The organism is Bacillus xiamenensis (assembly GCF_000300535.1).
In the GTDB taxonomy this organism is placed as follows: domain Bacteria; phylum Bacillota; class Bacilli; order Bacillales; family Bacillaceae; genus Bacillus; species Bacillus xiamenensis.
Genome location: NZ_AMSH01000073.1, coordinates 1 through 15508 on the forward strand (window position 1 = coordinate 1; position 15508 = coordinate 15508).

Sequence of the window (15508 nt, forward strand, 5' to 3'; positions counted from 1 at the left end):
TCCGATAATGAAAATATTTTGATTTCACTCTAGAAAAGTGCTAAAATAAAAATCACTTTAGCCCTTTTTTAGCAAAGAGCGATGGTCAACGTCTATCGCTCTTTTTTTGAAAAGTAAGCGAATACATGACGAGACTTGGCATCTTGCTTATTGACATCATTCCGCTTTTTCTGTAATCTCATTGTGTTAACAATATGAGACTTCGTTAGGTGAGGCTCCTGTATGGAGATACGCTGCTGCCCAAAAATGTCCAAAGACGCCAATGGGTCAACAGAAATCATCGACATAAGGTGATTTTTAATGCAGCTGGTTTTGTCCTATGCCATACAGTGCTAAAGCTCTACGATTGAAGGAGTAAGTGTTTATTTTGTCATGCTTACAAAGCGCCTTCATTCGGTTGAAGGTGCTTTTTTATGAGAAAAGGAGGTGTGGGGATGGATCATCCCGATTCGAGACACATAGAGAATATGTCAAAAGATCAGATTGACGCATCAGATAGAGGAGATCCTGACCCCCGCACATTCTAAGGGATTCGGGTATCTCCTGACTTTGGGGAGGTAACAGCGATGATACAGAACATTACGTACGATGAACTCATTTTAAGAATTATTATTTTATTAAGAGACGGCAAACGCAAAGAATTTAAAAACATTATGGAAGAGCTTCAGCCTTATGATATGGCCTATTTATTTAAAGAGCTTCCAGAAAAGCATCGCGGCCGCTTCTTGCATTTTTTAACAGTCGATGATGTGACGGAAATGATGGGCGAGCTTGAGCGTGAATATCAAGAGATCGTCCTTGAAAAAGTAGGGAAAGACAAAGCCACCTTCGTCACAAACAAAATGGATAACGATGACTTAGCCAACTTGTTTGATGAAATGGATGACGAGCTAAAAGATCAGCTGCTGTCAAACATGGAAGCCGAGGAATCAAAGGCCGTACAGCTTCTCATGAATTATCCTGCTGAGACAGCAGGGCGTATCATGACCAACCGGTACGTATGGATTCCTCAGCATTATACGGTTCAGGATGCTGTTGTGAAGCTTAAAAGCTTTGCCGAAATTGCCGAATCCATCAACTACCTCTATGTCATTAATGATCAAAAACAGCTTGTGGGTGTCCTCTCATACCGTGACCTAATTTTAGGTGAACCGGATGAAAAGGTGCAGGATCTCATGTTTACAAGAGTGATTGCTGTCGGAGCGTTTCAAGACCAGGAAGAAATCGCAAAGCTCATTGAACGATATGATTTCCTTGCCATTCCTGTTGTAGAAGAGAATAATGTCCTTGTTGGGATTGTCACCGTTGATGATATTATTGATGTCGTCATTCAAGAGGCAGGAGAAGACTATGAGAAATTCGCTGCCTCTGGTAAAGATATTACGTTTGACACGCCGGCATTTGTTGCGGCATACCGACGTCTTCCTTGGCTCATCTTGCTTTTATTCATCGGGCTGATTTCAGGCAGTATCTTAAATTATTTTGAAGATACCCTTCAGCAAGTCGTTGCTCTTGCTTTCTTCATGCCGATGATTGCAGGTATGACAGGGAATACTGGTACACAGTCTCTAGCGGTGGTCATTCGAGGACTTTCAAAAGAGAAATTAACGAAAAAAACCATTATGCGGCTTATTTTTAGAGAGCTGAGAACAAGTATTTACATTGGAATTGTTTGTTCAGTCATTATTACCGTCGTTGCGATGGTGTGGCAGGGCAATGTGGTTTTAGGCTTTGTTGTCGGTTCCTCACTCCTTGCAACACTCATTATCGGTACAATGGCAGGTACGGTCGTGCCTATTATTTTACACAGATTAAACGTGGACCCAGCTATTGCATCTGGGCCGCTGATTACAACATTAAATGATATTTTATCACTGCTGATCTATTTTGGAATTGCGACAGCATTCCTTCATACGCTTATGTAGCAAAAAGACTGTAAAACATGTCGTTTTACAGTCTTTTTTCAATAAAGATTGCATATAGCGCTTCCATCCTTTACATTTTAAGGAGAAGGTGGGAGAGACACATGAAGAAATGGGGATTCATGTTGATGTGCGTTCTTTTGCTTAGTGCATGTCAAAGAGAAGACGAGGGGAAAGACAGAAGGCTGGTGGCTGCAGAGCATATGCTTGAAGCCATCACCGAAGGAAATAAAAGAAAAATAGAGAACGTCTATGTCGAAGGAGCGGTCCCAAGCCCGAGTGACATTCTCAAATCGAAAAAGGAATGGGGCATTGAGTCGCTTTCCTATGAAGATTTTCAAATGGAAGAAGCCAGTATTCACGTCTTTCATGCGAATTATGAAGATGTAGAAACTGGAGAGAAAAAGGCACTTGCCTTTCGTGTAAAAGAAGATCCTGAAAGAGGCGGCGTGATTATTGACTTCGTAGGGGTCGTTGAAGGGTCTGACGCTTCATCTAAATAAAAAGAATCGTTCAAAAGAGCGATTCTTTTTTGTTTATCGATTTTTATACCGGAAGTGTGCATTGATCTGTCCTTCCAGCATTTTTTTCTTAAATTGCCCGCTTTTTAATGCTTGTTCTTTTTTCTTCATGTCTTTTAAAATTTCCGCTGTCTGCACACCATCTTCCCGTTTATTGGCGATATCCATTAAACGTTCTACATCAGAAAAAGAATATTTCCGCGTGCCTCTTGTTGAGCGCTGGGGGTAGATGAGTTTACGTTCCTCGTAATATCGGATTTGCCTGACGGAAAGTCCTGTTAATTCGCTGACAATCCCGATTGAAATGACTTTTTTATCTTTATAAGATACATCTTCCTGCGTCATATACTCACCCCTGCAAGTCTTTTTTTCATATTATATAGAACGGAAAGTAAAAAAACCTAACGTTTGTTAGAAAATATAACACAAAAATGAAAAAAACGAAAAAAATATGGCAGGAAACTTAACAGCGAGCGTGCAATCCATCTTACAAGTAAATATGATAATGAGGAGAAGACTGAGGAGGAGGAGCACATGATGGAGAAAACACAAATCATCCGTATGGCAAAAGAAATCATCGCATTAGATGTGAGGAGGGACGAATTGCTGGAGCAGTTCATGCAGGCTGCGGGTCAGAATGCACATGATCTTCTAAGAGCCGTACAAAATGATTTGTATAAAAAGTCTTCATAAGCACCCGATCCATATCCATTGATAGGAGGGGAGATGTCGTGCGGCGTATATTAAAAGAAGCGTTAGCAAAAGAAAGGCATTATTATACGAAGCAGCTTTGCTCACTCGGGGAGTATAGCCCTGATATGACGAAGAACATGACAAATAGTGACTTAAAAAAAGAGTATCATTTCTTTTTCAACAAAACAGACCGTTATCTGTAAAAATCCCTTAAAATGTGCGTGTGTCACATGAAGGGTTCTTTTTTTGCGTGTTAAATATTATAGCAATATTGAATTTTGTAGAAATTTGACGAATGAATTGCAAGAAAATAAAGAGTCTTTACAGATTATGTTAAAACTTGTCGCAATTTGATGGTTTGCTGAAAAAGCTTTTTTTCGAGATGATTGTGAAAAATAAGAAGGATTTTAAAAGTTTATATCGAAAACTTATACATAACACGAATGGAGTCACTTATGTGGTTGAAAGGGTTTTCAAAAACGTACTTCTATTTTTTACGAAAGGCTCCAACTGCACCGCAAGAAAGCCTTGAAGTTAAAAAAATATTATAAGAGGTAGATATGTGATGAGACTATCGTTTAATGAAGAAGAAGTAGAACGTTCAATGACGCTTTACAAGGTTTTTGCAAGAGCATTTAAAAGCGTATCCGAACACAGTATTAGAGACAGCAAGGAGCATGGATTTAATCCAACTGAGTTTGCCGTTCTTGAATTGCTGTATACGAGAGGTGCTCAAAAGCTTCAGCAAATCGGCTCAAGACTTCTGCTTGTCAGCGGGAATGTGACGTATGTAATTGACAAGCTAGAACGCAATGGTTTCATTGAAAGAGAACAAGACCCTAAGGATAAACGGTCGGTTTATGCCCATTTAACGGAAAAAGGGCGCAGTTATCTCGATAAGATTTACCCGATCCATTCGCTTCGAATTGCGCGGGCATTTTCTGGCCTCTCGCGTGAAGAACAGGAGCAGTTGATTAGTCTGCTGAAAAAAGCAGGTATTCACAGTCAGCATTTGTTATTTAGATAAAAGGAAAAGATGCCCTGGCAGGCACCTTTCAGATGATTGACAAAGGGCTAAGCCCTTTGTCTTCTTTTTTATGTGTCCAGCTGATGTGCAGGGTAGGCGATAAATTTTTCAATATCGCTTGCTGGAAGCGGCTTGGCATAATAAAAGCCTTGTAAGTCGTCACAGCCCTGCGTAGATAAAAGCTGCGCTTGTGCAAAGGTTTCAACACCTTCTGCAATGACATCTAGAGATAGCTGGTGCCCCATTGCAATAATAGCCCCTGTGATTTGCTCAGACTTTGAATCGCTCAAAATATCCTCGATAAATGATTTATCAATTTTCAGGCGGTGAATCGGCAAATCCTTCAAATAGCTTAAAGAGCTGTGGCCTGTACCAAAATCATCAATACTAATGCGAACGCCAAGCTGCTTCAAAGACGTTAGGACCTGTTTTGACTGCTTGATGTTGTCCATTGTCATACTTTCTGTCACTTCAAGCTCAAGCAGTGACGGTTTAAGGTCATATTTTTTCAGCGTCAGCTTGATCAAATCAATTAAGTCTTCGGAGTTGAACTGTTTAGCAGATAAATTCACCGCTACAGGAATCTTCAATTCGTTGTCATACCATATTTTTGCCTGCTTACATGCGGTATCAATGACCCATCTCCCAATATCAATGATAAGGCCAGATTCCTCAGCTAGTTCAATGAAAGCCTCAGGTGATTTTAGAGAGCCGTCTGGCGCTTTCATTCTTAAAAGGGCTTCAACCCCTGTCATTTGTCTTGTTTTGGCACTCACTTGCGGCTGATAATGAAGCACAAACTGCTCTCTTTGAATGGCATCTCTTAACTCGAGTTCCCGATTTAATCTGTCCTCACTAGATCTTTCCATTGATTCAGTGAAAAATTCATAGCGACTTTGTTTATTCTTTTTCGATAAGTACATCGCCATATCGGCTTTTCTCATGAGTTCCATGCCATCCTTGCCATTTTGCGGAGAGATGGCGATTCCGATACTAATGGATGTAATGAGCTGATGGTTTTGGATGAAAAAAGGACGTTCAAATTGGCGGATGATATTTTTCGAAAGCTGTTCAATTTGATACGTATCCCCCTTCATGTGAGTGAAAATCATTAAAAATTCATCCCCGCCAAGTCTTGCAATAAAGCCATTGTCCGGTAAACATTGTGTGAGTCTGTTTGCGGCGGCTTTCAAAAGCAGGTCCCCTATGTTATGACCGAGTGCATCATTAATAATTTTAAACCGATTTAAATCAAGAAATAGAACAGCCGTTGAGGTTCTTGTCTCTTCTTGAGCGGATAGAACATCATTTAAATAATTGATCCCGTGACGGCGGTTAGGCAGTTCAGTTAACGCATCATAATGTGCCATCACATGAATTTCTTTTTCAGCAATCCGCTGCTGCGTTAAATCCTTTAAAACAAGATAAATGCTGTCAAGCGTATTGTTAACGTGTACAGGTATGTAAGTGACATGAAAATAATAAAAACGATCTGCTGCTTTCAATTCTGCTTCGCGTGTGATGGCCTTTTTTGACTGGTGAATAAAATCTTCCCACATCTCAGTCGGCATCACGTATTGACTCACATCGTCGCCAATCCAAGAATTGCATATCTTTAAAATTTGTTTGCCTGAGTCATTAGCAGATAGTACTTTTCGATCGACAGATAACACAATAATGCCATCTATATTGTGTTTGATGAGCGATTGAAACCGCTGCTCATTTTCCTTTAGCTTATCTGATTGAGTCATGATTCGGTGATCAATATAAGCGCCAAAAATCATGAGCGTTTGGACGATAAGTGTCATCAAACCGATGAAAATGGACAGGCTGAATGGTGACATTTCAAGAGAACCACCAGCAGCGATCTGACCCTCTGAATGAAAAAACATCGTCGATGCCGCCATGCCGGTATAATGCATGCCCGCAATGGCAACGCCCATCATGAGTGCACCAGCTATTTTTAACAGCTGATCCTCCCGTTTTCTTCCATATTTATGAAGCCGAAAAAAAAGATTTAATGAAAAGAATGAAGCGAGCGCAGCAATAAAAAACGAAAGGAAAAAGAGAAATGGATCATAGCTGATGGTAACATTGGCCATTGATTCCATTCCGAGATAATGCATGCTGCAAATAGCCGAACCCATCGTGATTGAACTTATGAGCAGTCTTCTTGTGGAGAGCAGCTGCTGAATACATATTGAAAAAGCGATTAAAGAGCCGATAAAAGAGGCTAAAATCGATAAAATGAGTAAGGGCGTTTCATAGGTGATGCCAGATCGCATGTGGAAGGCCATCATGCCGATAAAATGCATCGACCATATTCCCATTCCCATGATCATCGAACCAATGATCAGCCATACTTTTTTCTTTGCACCGCTTGACTGAATCATTCGCCCCGCTAATTGAAGAGCTGAGTAGGAGGCGACAGCGGCGACAGCGACTGACAGACAGACAAGCCATCCGTTGTAGCTTCCAGTTAAATGTGTCATGTAAGAAAACCTCCTGTATCTAAAAACAGACATATACTTCATATATCGGATCGGATGGTCACTGTGTTCACTTTTCCTTCACTTAAAAAGGACAATCAGTATTTTTTCCCCTCATTTTTTATAGTAAAATCAAATTTAATGTAAAAAAACAATGAAAAGTGAATCGTTTTCTAGGTTTGCTTCGTTTAATAGGTGGCACGGTTTTATCAGCGGTATAGCCTGTCAAACTGATTATGTGTGAAAGGGATTGATAAACATCGAAGATTTTATTATTTCTTTAGCTGATGCCTTTAAAAATTTGTCATACTTTGGCATCTTCCTTGCATTATGCATTGAGTTTGTTCCTGCTGAAGTGGTTTTGCCTCTTGCGGGCTACTGGGTCTCAAAAGGGGACATGACCTTCATCGGTGTTGTGGCTGCCGGTTCCATTGGCGGTGTCGTTGGCCCCTTGACTTTGTACTGGTTAGGGCGTTACGGCGGCAGACCCTTTTTAAATAAATATGGGAAGTACTTTTTTGTAAAACCTGAGTCACTTGATAAATCGGATGCTTTTTTCGAAAAGCATGGCGGATTTGTTGCGTTTAGCGGCCGGTTTATTCCAGGCGTCAGAACCCTTATTTCTATCCCGTGCGGTATTGCGAAAATGAATGTGTGGACGTTTTGCCTGTATACGTTTTTGGCCATTACGCCGATTACATGTGTGTACGTGTATCTTGGGTTGATGCTCGGGGAGAACTGGAAAGAGGTTGGGGCGATATTGGATCAATATCTGCTGCCGATTGGAATCGGTTTTGTCGTATTGTTTGTTCTTTACGTGTGGCTAAAACGAAGAAAACGAAATACAGAAACGCCAACTGCTTAATCACGAGATGGAGATAAGAGTCACCAGTTGACAATCCAGTGTCTGTTGATTAAGATATAAGTAATCTAAATATTCTTAATCCCACCAAAGGGGAGTAGCGTCCGGTATCAACTGGAAACAAAGTCGTCATTACATGGAATGATATTCCATCGGCTTTGTTGGCATGATTACATATCACATGTCTAGCAAGACCTTTGCCATTACAGGCAAAGGTCTTTTTTGCATTCATAAGCCTTTGTCTGTTGTGGGACAATAGATAAAAACAAGGAGGAATGATGATGGATGCAGCAATTATTTTAGAGTACGGGTGGGTTCTTCTCGTATTGATTGGATTAGAAGGGATTTTAGCAGCTGATAATGCGCTAGTCATGGCTGTGATGGTCAAACACCTTCCAGAAAAGCAAAGAAAAAAGGCGTTGTTTTACGGACTTGCGGGAGCGTTTGTCATGCGATTTGGTTCCCTGTTTCTGATTTCGTTTTTAGTGGATGTGTGGCAAGTTCAAGCCATTGGCGCAATTTATCTTCTTTATATTTCCATTCATCATATTTTAAAATCGCACGTATTTAAGAAAAAGGATACAGATACAAATATGAAACAAAGCGGCTTCTGGGCAACAGTCGTGAAAGTCGAGCTGGCCGACATTGCTTTTGCAGTAGACTCCATTTTAGCAGCCGTTGCTTTAGCTGTGACACTGCCGAAAACAGGTCTCCCGCAAATTGGCGGACTTGATGGCGGTCAATTTATCGTCATTCTTTTAGGCGGTATTATCGGTTTGATTATCATGAGATTTGCCGCAACTGTATTTGTGAAACTGCTCAAAACAAGACCAAGCCTAGAAACTGCCGCATTTGTCATTGTCGGATGGGTTGGCGTGAAGCTGACGCTCTATACACTTTCTCATCCAGCCATTGGTGTCGTGTCCTCTCATTTCATCCATTCAACATTATGGAAAATCATTTTCTGGACGGTCCTTCTCGCGATTGCAGCTTTTGGCTGGTTTTTATCAAGTCCATCAAGAAAAGATGGTCAACAAAACGAGGAAAAACAAGAGGTGAGGCTGGAAGAATAGGTTTTTTGAAAGAAATATCATTTCATTTTCATAACACATATATTACAAAAAAGGGGGAGATACCCCCTTATTTCTTTGCTTTTAAACGAAACGTTGTAAAGTAGATAAAGAAATACATGTCATAATTGAGTAACAGGAAATGAATTCCTCATTTCTTCCTTTGCGCTTCCCTCATAAATTAGCTATCATAAATGAGTAATATAGGGAGAACTGAGGTGAAACCATTGCTTAGCCTTTTGTTTAAAAAAGGAAAGAAAAAGCAAACATTAGAGCAGTCGGCTATCAATATCCAACAGGGAGATACCGAACTGCAAAATGCATTAATAGAGCAATATAAACCATTTGTCGCTAAGACGGTTTCATCCGTTTGTAAACGATATATAGATGAAAAAGATGATGAATTCAGCGTAGGCTTAATTGCCTTTAATGAAGCGATAGAAAAATATTCTGCCGAAAAAGGGAACTCACTCCTTGCTTTTGCGGAGTTAATTATTAAAAGAAAAGTGATCGACTATATTCGAAAAGAAGCAAGAAATGCACCAACGGTTCAAATGGACCTTCAAGAAAGTGAGAATGGGGAATACTCTCAAAGTATGATTGAAGCAGAGCTTTCTGCAAATGAATATAGGCGTTTAATTGAACAAGAACATAGAAGAGAAGAGATTGAACATTTTAAAGAACGATTGAAAGTATATGGCCTTACATTTCAAGAGCTGCTTGAGCATTCGCCAAAGCATGCAGATGCAAGGCAAAATGCCATTCAAGTGGCTTATACACTCGTTGAGAACGACGAGTTGAGAACCATTTTGTTTCAGAAAAAACAATTACCCGTCAAACAGCTGGAAAAGCTCGTGGCAGTCAGCCGCAAAACGATTGAGAGAAATAGAAAATATATCATTGCGATGGCGATCATTATGACAGGTGATTATGTGTATTTGAAAGATTACCTTAAAGGGGTGCTTAATTCATGAGAAGAGGCATTATAGTAGAGAAAAACAAAAAATATGTCACACTGCTGACCCCTGATGGACAATTTCTGCGGACGAAGTATGAACAGCAAGACTATGAAATCGGTCAAGAGGTGACATTTCCGAATGAATCACGTCTCGAAAGAAAAAGAGCCGGTTTCTTTGACCTGCTCCGTTTACGTCCATTAAATGCAGGAATTCTATCAATTGCAGCGATTATTGTCGTGATCTTCACTATGATGCCATCTTTCTCAAGTCAAAAAGCTTATGCATATATGACGATTGACATTAACCCAAGCTTTGAGCTGAAACTCGATCACAATTATCAAGTGATCGGTGTGACTCCGCTGAATAAAGATGCGAAGCAAGTGCTGGCCAGTATGGAAGATTTAGAAAAAGCCGACATGAGCAAAGTGGTGCAGAAAATTATAGATGATTGTGATAAAAAAGGATACGTCAACCATTCTAAACCGATCTATATCTCCACTGTTTATGAAAACAAGCAGGATCATACATATAAAACAAACGTAAAAAGTAAAATTAGCACCATCTCGGGGGAATATCAAAAGCGCAATTATAAGCTGGAAACGGTAGAAGGTGACCTGGAAACAAGAGAAAAAGCACAAAAAGCAGGTATGTCTACAGGCACATATATTCGAAATCAAGAAATGCAAGACAATGAACAAGAGGACGTTAAGAAAGATGAGAACACAGCAGATGATGAGGCTGTCAAAGAAGACGAACCTGGCCATGCTGATGAAGATCAAGCCGATCAAGACAAAAAAGAAGACATAAAGTCAGACGATAGCGATGAGATCCAGTCAGATCAAAAGGCTCCTGAAGGCGACGACAAAGAGCAGACAGAAGTAGAGAGGGAAGAGCAAGGGTCTGTTCAAAAACCTCACCAAACAAGCCCAAATGATGAAAACAAGGTTAAAAAGGGAAAGGAAGAAAAAGGCCGCCCTTTTGAAAAAGACAAAGAGCAAAAAAAAAATCACTCAACTGATTCTGATGAAAACAAGCAGCCGAACGGTACATCACGTGATGATACAGAAAAACACGTAAAAAAAAACAACATCGGTCAGAAGCGTCCATACGGTGAACCTAAAAGAGATGACGTCAAACAACAAGAAAAAAATACACCGCCCTCTTACCGTGAGAACAGAGATGAGCCCACATACGAACAATAAAAAACGCCAGAATAGATCCGGCGTATTTCACCATGTCTTTATTTAGTTGAATTGCCCATTTGAGATTGAGCCTGCTGGACGAGTCTTTTTGTTATTTCGCCGCCAACAGAACCGTTTGCACGTGCGACTGTATCTGAACCGAGATTCACGCCAAATTCTTGAGCGATCTCGTATTTAAATTGATCTAAAGCTTGTTCTACTCCAGGAACAAGAAGTTGATTTCGATTTGCCATGTTGTTTTCCTCCTTTCACCTCATGTTTGTTACGCCTTCTTATTTTGAAAAAAACGGCTGGCAATTATGCTGGCAATTGCTGCACAAAAAAAGCCGAGGTGATCTAGGTCACCTCGGCTTTCATTTAAGCCTTTTTCAGCTGAAGCGTATTAAACATCATTTCTTGCGCTGTGCTCTGCAAGTGAGAAGTGAAGACAGAGAAGACGGTAGAACTGATAATACCTTTAATTAATTGCCACTGATTCTTCGTCAATTCTGTAAACTCTTCACGGAGCTTGTCTGTCTGTTCTTCTGTCATTTCTCGTAAATTCGTTTCCTTTAATGGGAAATGTGTATGGTGATAAATAAAATCAAGGACGTGCGCATATGCTTCATAAAAACGGATAGGGCTGATAATATCATCCGATCGATCTGTGATCGTATTAAATAAGGCAGATAAGATCATGCGAATGGTATCAAAGTCAAAAACTGATTTTAAATCCCTGACAATTAATAAAATAACGACCTGATCAATGGAGTACTTCTTGCCAAGCTCTGGATGGCCGATCATATCTTTAATATCGCGCTTGATCCAGTTCTGAATGGCTGTCGATTTAAGAGAAGTCAGTTCACACAGGTTGCCAAGCTCAACAATTTCATTCGTTGAAAGTCCGTGCTCTGCTTTTTGCTTCCGCCGTTCGAGCTTCTCAAAAAACGGAGGGATTTTTAATTCATCATATTCATGATCCTTGTCGTTTTTTACAGATAAATTCAAAAGCTGAAGCGGAGTCAGATCTCCCTCTCCTTTTAGAGAATACAGAAGTCTCGTCATGTCAATTCTCGTTAATTTAAAAGTCACCATGTTCCACCTCATTTGAACGTCAAAAACGTGATTATTGATCTAATTCAACATCATAATCTCTTTTTGTTGAAAATGCAAAATAAACTAAAACAAGGGCAGATCGTCACAATTTGTTCACTTTTCAACAATCGCAAGTAGCGTAATTATTGAAGTGACGGGGGTTAAGTCATTATGATAAACATAGAAAACGATTCCTTTTCCCTTGCAATTTGAGACGTTTATTTTTATAATTTTATTAATAAGTTCAAATGAACTTAATATGACAGCGGAGGTTATGTATGGGTAAAAGAATATTTCTGTTTATATTAACGAACATTCTTGTTATCACTACGATTGGTATTGTTCTATCGGTTATTAGTGCAGCAACTGGTGTTGGTTCTTATATAGGAGCAGACGGAAGACTTAATATCATGTATCTTCTTGTATTCAGTGCAGTTGTCGGTTTTGTCGGCTCATTTATGTCACTTGCGATGTCACGCTGGATGGCAAAAATGATGATGGGTGTGCGTGTGTTAAACCCAGAAAAGGATTCATTAACTTATGATGAGCAGCAGCTTGTTGACCGCGTGCACAGATTATCAAGAGCAGCAGGCCTTTCTAAAATGCCTGAGGTTGGTATTTATCAATCATCTGAAGTAAATGCTTTTGCGACAGGTCCTTCTAAGAGAAGATCACTTGTTGCTGTATCAACTGGATTGCTGCATGAAATGGATGATGCAGCGGTTGAAGGTGTTATCGCACACGAAGTCGCTCACGTTGCAAACGGTGACATGGTCACAATGACGTTACTGCAAGGAATTGTCAACACGTTTGTTGTCTTCCTTTCAAGAATTGCGGCATGGATCGCAAGTCGATTCGTTTCACGTGAAGAGCTTGTGCCGGTTGTTCATTTTATCGCTGTGATCGTCTTCCAAATCATTTTCTCTATCTTAGGAAGCCTTGTCGTGTTTGCATACTCTAGACATCGTGAATTCCATGCAGACCGCGGCGGTGCGGACCTTGCAGGGAAAGATAAAATGATTCATGCGCTTCGCTCACTTGAGGCGTATACGTCAAGAATCAAAGATGATGACCAAACAGCTGTTGCTACACTAAAAATCAGTGGTAAAAGAAAAGCTTCACTTTTCTCAACACACCCTGATTTAAACGAAAGAATCAGAAGATTAGAAGCAAAATAAGAAAGATCAAAAGACATTCTTTGACAGGATGTCTTTTTTCTTTTTGATGAAAAAGAAAATAAAGCATAAAATATCTTTAAAATCATGTTTCTTTTCATTAAAATGATAAAGTATTCGAAAAGAAAGATAAAAGAAGGAATAACAATGAATCCAATAAAAAAACTAATTGACCGGCTGTCGGCTTTCCAGCTGATCGCCCTTTACTATTTTCTCGCTGTGACTGTGTCGTTTATTCTGCTTAGTCTGCCAGTGGCTCATCAAGACGGGGTAAAGTGGACATTTATTGATGCACTCTTTACAGCTGTGAGTGCTGTCAGTGTCACAGGATTGACCGTTGTCGATACCTCACAAACATTTAGTGTGACTGGGATGTGGATCCTTGCATTTGTTTTGCAAATCGGGGGCATCGGCATTATGACCCTTGGCACCTTCGTATGGCTGGTTATGCGAAAAAGGATCGGGATTAAAGAAAGAAAACTTATTATGGCAGACCAAAACCAAAGCAATTTATCAGGAATTGTAAAACTAATGAAGCAGGTCTTATATTTAATTTTGCTGATAGAGTTTGTAGGCGGTCTGATTTTAAGTATGTATTTTCTAAAGTATTACGACGTGGAAGGAGCCTTCTTACATGGCTTCTTCTCAAGCATTAGTGCGACAACCAATGGAGGCTTTGATATTACAGGGAATTCGTTAATTCCTTATAAGGATGACTATTTCGTACAATTTATTACGATGCTGCTCATCATTTTTGGCGCCATCGGCTTTCCGGTACTGGTCGAAGTAAAGGATTATTTAATCAATCAGGACCGAAAGCATGCATCGTTTTCCCTGTTTACGAAAATTACAACGATTACGTTTGGGGGACTTGTCGTTGTCGGGGCCATTGGAATGTATGCACTGGAGGCTCGTTTTACCTTTCTAGGAAAGAGCTGGCATGAGATTTTGTTTTATTCTTTGTTTCAATCAACGGCAACAAGAAGTGGTGGACTGACCACGTTAGATATTACACAGCTGACAGAACCGACGCTGTTATTTCTCTGTATGCTCATGTTTATCGGAGCCTCTCCAAGCTCGGTTGGGGGCGGGATTAGGACAACCACATTTGCCCTTAATTTACTTGCCTTGTTTCATTTTGCACGAGGAAATAAGTCCATTAAAATCTTTAAAAGAGAGCTTCACCAAGCGGATATTAATAAATCTCTTATGGTGACGATGATGGCCTTTATTTTAGTGTTTGGCGCCACGTTTCTGTTAAGTTTATCAGAGCATCATACGCTTCTTGAAAATTTATTTGAAGTTTGTTCTGCCTTCGGAACAACGGGGCTGTCGCTCGGCATTACTTCTGATCTGACTGTATTTGGAAAGTGTATTATTATGGTGGTCATGTTTATTGGACGGATTGGAATTCCAAGCTTTTTATATTTAATTGGCCGGAGAGAAAGTGAAGCCAATTATCATTATCCGAAAGAGCGTGTGATCATCGGCTAGCCAGCATTCCTACTGAATGCTGGTTTTTTATTTCCATTATATAACTGGCTAAATTGCGCGTGATGTTCGCAATCTATAGATAAGAGGTGAACGAGACGTGCTGGATGTGTTATGGAAAGCGATTGTTATGCTGCTAGTTGGAACCTTGCTGCTAAGAATAGCAGGGCCGAAATCCATTAGTCAATTGACGGTACAACAAACCGTTATTATGATTTCGATTGGGTCGATTATTATCCAACCCTTCATAGAACATAATTTACTTGAGACCATCTATGCAGCCGCCATTTTTATTGTGGCACTTGTGGTCATGGAAAAGTTGTCAATCCAATTTGATTTCTTTGAAAAATTGGTTTCAGGGAAGTCTGTGGTGATATTACAGGATGGAGAAATGCTTGATCACAAGCTGAAAAAAACGCGGCTTACAAGGGATCAATTCAAAATGCGCTTAAAGCAGCAGGGCATCACAGATATCTGCAGTCTCAAAAAAGCCACGCTAGAAGCTAATGGGCAAATCGGCTATGAATTAAAACCTGAAGAAAAACCAGTAACAGTCAGGGAAATGAAAGAGATGTTTGACCAATTGAAAGAAGAATTAAACATGCCAAAAAAGGACTGATTTCAGATGAAAAGAAAAGCAGCGAAAAATGAAGCGCTAACAAATAATATGACGCCTACAGAAAGCATGGCACATGATCAAGGCCAAACCCAATATGACGAGCAATCAAAAGATCGTCAGGCGAACCGAAATTCTCACCAAGGGAAACAAGGGGGAGCATCTCGTGACTAAAAAGCATGTGAAAAGCAAGGATATGAAAGATCATAAAAAACCGATGAACCCAGATATTTTAGAAGAAGAATTTGGCAGCGAGCTGGGAGATGTAAACAGCAGCAAATGGATCGAGACCCTTATGAGGCCTAAAAAAGATGCGGAATGTCATACTGAACAACAGAACAAGGAATAGAAAAAAACGCTCCTCATAGGGATCGTTTCAGCGTGTAGACAAACCTTCGCATTCTTTG

Annotated in this window: 18 protein-coding genes and 2 riboswitches; of the genes, 14 read left to right on the forward strand and 4 right to left on the reverse strand. The window is 40.1% G+C overall.

All coding sequences use genetic code 11. The features are described 5' to 3' along the window. Positions 1–194 precede the first annotated feature (194 nt). A riboswitch (M-box (ykoK) riboswitch) is annotated at positions 195–358 on the forward strand. 208 nt (positions 359–566) lie between these two features. After that, the gene (gene mgtE / locus BA1_RS16520) at positions 567–1925 is read left to right on the forward strand and encodes a magnesium transporter (protein ID WP_008361343.1); all 1359 of its coding nucleotides are present in this window, start codon (positions 567–569) and stop codon (positions 1923–1925) included. A gap of 101 nt (positions 1926–2026) precedes the next feature. Next, a complete protein-coding gene (locus BA1_RS16525) occupies positions 2027–2425 on the forward strand; it encodes a metal ABC transporter substrate-binding protein (protein WP_008361344.1) in 399 nt (132 codons plus the stop codon). Between the two features lie 33 nt (positions 2426–2458). Here BA1_RS16525 and BA1_RS16530 read toward each other — a convergent pair whose 3' ends face one another. After that, positions 2459–2788: a MerR family transcriptional regulator gene (locus tag BA1_RS16530; RefSeq protein WP_008361347.1), complete on the reverse strand. Its 330-nt coding sequence runs from the start codon at positions 2786–2788 to the stop codon at positions 2459–2461. 192 nt (positions 2789–2980) lie between these two features. Between BA1_RS16530 and BA1_RS19330 the strand changes: the two genes are divergently transcribed. The 3 genes from BA1_RS19330 to BA1_RS16540 all read left to right on the forward strand — a co-directional run bounded on the left by BA1_RS19330 (position 2981) and on the right by BA1_RS16540 (position 4163). Next, positions 2981–3136, forward strand: a complete 156-nt coding sequence (locus BA1_RS19330) for a hypothetical protein (RefSeq protein ID WP_008361350.1) — start codon at positions 2981–2983, stop codon at positions 3134–3136. Positions 3137–3174: 38 nt separating this feature from the next. Next, on the forward strand, positions 3175–3339 hold the full coding sequence (locus BA1_RS16535; protein ID WP_008361351.1) for a hypothetical protein: 165 nt from the start codon (positions 3175–3177) through the stop codon (positions 3337–3339). A 359-nt stretch (positions 3340–3698) separates the two neighbouring features. Then, complete coding sequence (locus tag BA1_RS16540; protein ID WP_145939385.1) at positions 3699–4163, forward strand: MarR family winged helix-turn-helix transcriptional regulator; 465 nt, start codon at positions 3699–3701, stop codon at positions 4161–4163. Positions 4164–4231: 68 nt separating this feature from the next. On the opposite strand, the gene BA1_RS16545 is transcribed toward BA1_RS16540, so the two are convergent. Continuing rightward, complete coding sequence (locus BA1_RS16545) at positions 4232–6655, reverse strand: bifunctional diguanylate cyclase/phosphodiesterase (RefSeq protein ID WP_008361355.1); 2424 nt, start codon at positions 6653–6655, stop codon at positions 4232–4234. 247 nt (positions 6656–6902) lie between these two features. On the opposite strand from BA1_RS16545, the gene BA1_RS16550 reads away from it, so the two are divergent. The 4 genes from BA1_RS16550 (at position 6903) to BA1_RS16565 (ending at position 10745) form a co-directional block, all read left to right on the forward strand. Further along, positions 6903–7517 (forward strand): DedA family protein, encoded by a 615-nt coding sequence (locus tag BA1_RS16550; protein WP_008361357.1) that lies wholly within the window; start codon positions 6903–6905, stop codon positions 7515–7517. A 77-nt stretch (positions 7518–7594) separates the two neighbouring features. Then, positions 7595–7764, forward strand: a riboswitch (yybP-ykoY riboswitch). A gap of 31 nt (positions 7765–7795) precedes the next feature. Beyond that, entirely contained in the window at positions 7796–8587 is a 792-nt protein-coding gene (locus BA1_RS16555) for a TerC family protein (protein WP_008361360.1), read from the forward strand. Positions 8588–8802: 215 nt separating this feature from the next. Beyond that, entirely contained in the window at positions 8803–9558 is a 756-nt protein-coding gene (sigI, locus tag BA1_RS16560; RefSeq protein WP_008361362.1) for an RNA polymerase sigma factor SigI, read from the forward strand. Continuing rightward, positions 9555–10745 (forward strand): anti-sigma factor domain-containing protein, encoded by a 1191-nt coding sequence (locus BA1_RS16565; protein ID WP_008361364.1) that lies wholly within the window; start codon positions 9555–9557, stop codon positions 10743–10745. The genes sigI and BA1_RS16565 overlap by 4 nt, the downstream gene beginning before the upstream one ends. Positions 10746–10783: 38 nt before the next feature. On the opposite strand, the gene BA1_RS16570 is transcribed toward BA1_RS16565, so the two are convergent. Further along, positions 10784–10978, reverse strand: coding sequence for an alpha/beta-type small acid-soluble spore protein (locus tag BA1_RS16570; protein ID WP_008361366.1), 195 nt, complete (start codon positions 10976–10978; stop codon positions 10784–10786). Between the two features lie 124 nt (positions 10979–11102). After that, a complete protein-coding gene (locus tag BA1_RS16575) occupies positions 11103–11819 on the reverse strand; it encodes a DUF1836 domain-containing protein (protein ID WP_008361368.1) in 717 nt (238 codons plus the stop codon). Between the two features lie 278 nt (positions 11820–12097). Here BA1_RS16575 and htpX point away from each other — a divergent pair, with 278 nt between their 5' ends. From htpX to BA1_RS16595, 5 genes are all read left to right on the forward strand, one after another. Next, positions 12098–12997, forward strand: coding sequence for a protease HtpX (gene htpX, locus BA1_RS16580; RefSeq protein ID WP_008361370.1), 900 nt, complete (start codon positions 12098–12100; stop codon positions 12995–12997). Positions 12998–13141: 144 nt separating this feature from the next. Next, entirely contained in the window at positions 13142–14488 is a 1347-nt protein-coding gene (locus tag BA1_RS16585) for a TrkH family potassium uptake protein (protein WP_008361372.1), read from the forward strand. Positions 14489–14585: 97 nt separating this feature from the next. Then, positions 14586–15104, forward strand: a complete 519-nt coding sequence (locus BA1_RS16590; protein WP_008361375.1) for a DUF421 domain-containing protein — start codon at positions 14586–14588, stop codon at positions 15102–15104. Positions 15105–15110: 6 nt separating this feature from the next. Next, on the forward strand, positions 15111–15275 hold the full coding sequence (locus tag BA1_RS19335; RefSeq protein WP_008361377.1) for a hypothetical protein: 165 nt from the start codon (positions 15111–15113) through the stop codon (positions 15273–15275). After that, the gene (locus BA1_RS16595) at positions 15268–15450 is read left to right on the forward strand and encodes a hypothetical protein (RefSeq protein ID WP_008361379.1); all 183 of its coding nucleotides are present in this window, start codon (positions 15268–15270) and stop codon (positions 15448–15450) included. The genes BA1_RS19335 and BA1_RS16595 overlap by 8 nt, the downstream gene beginning before the upstream one ends. The last annotated feature ends 58 nt before the right edge of the window (positions 15451–15508 follow it).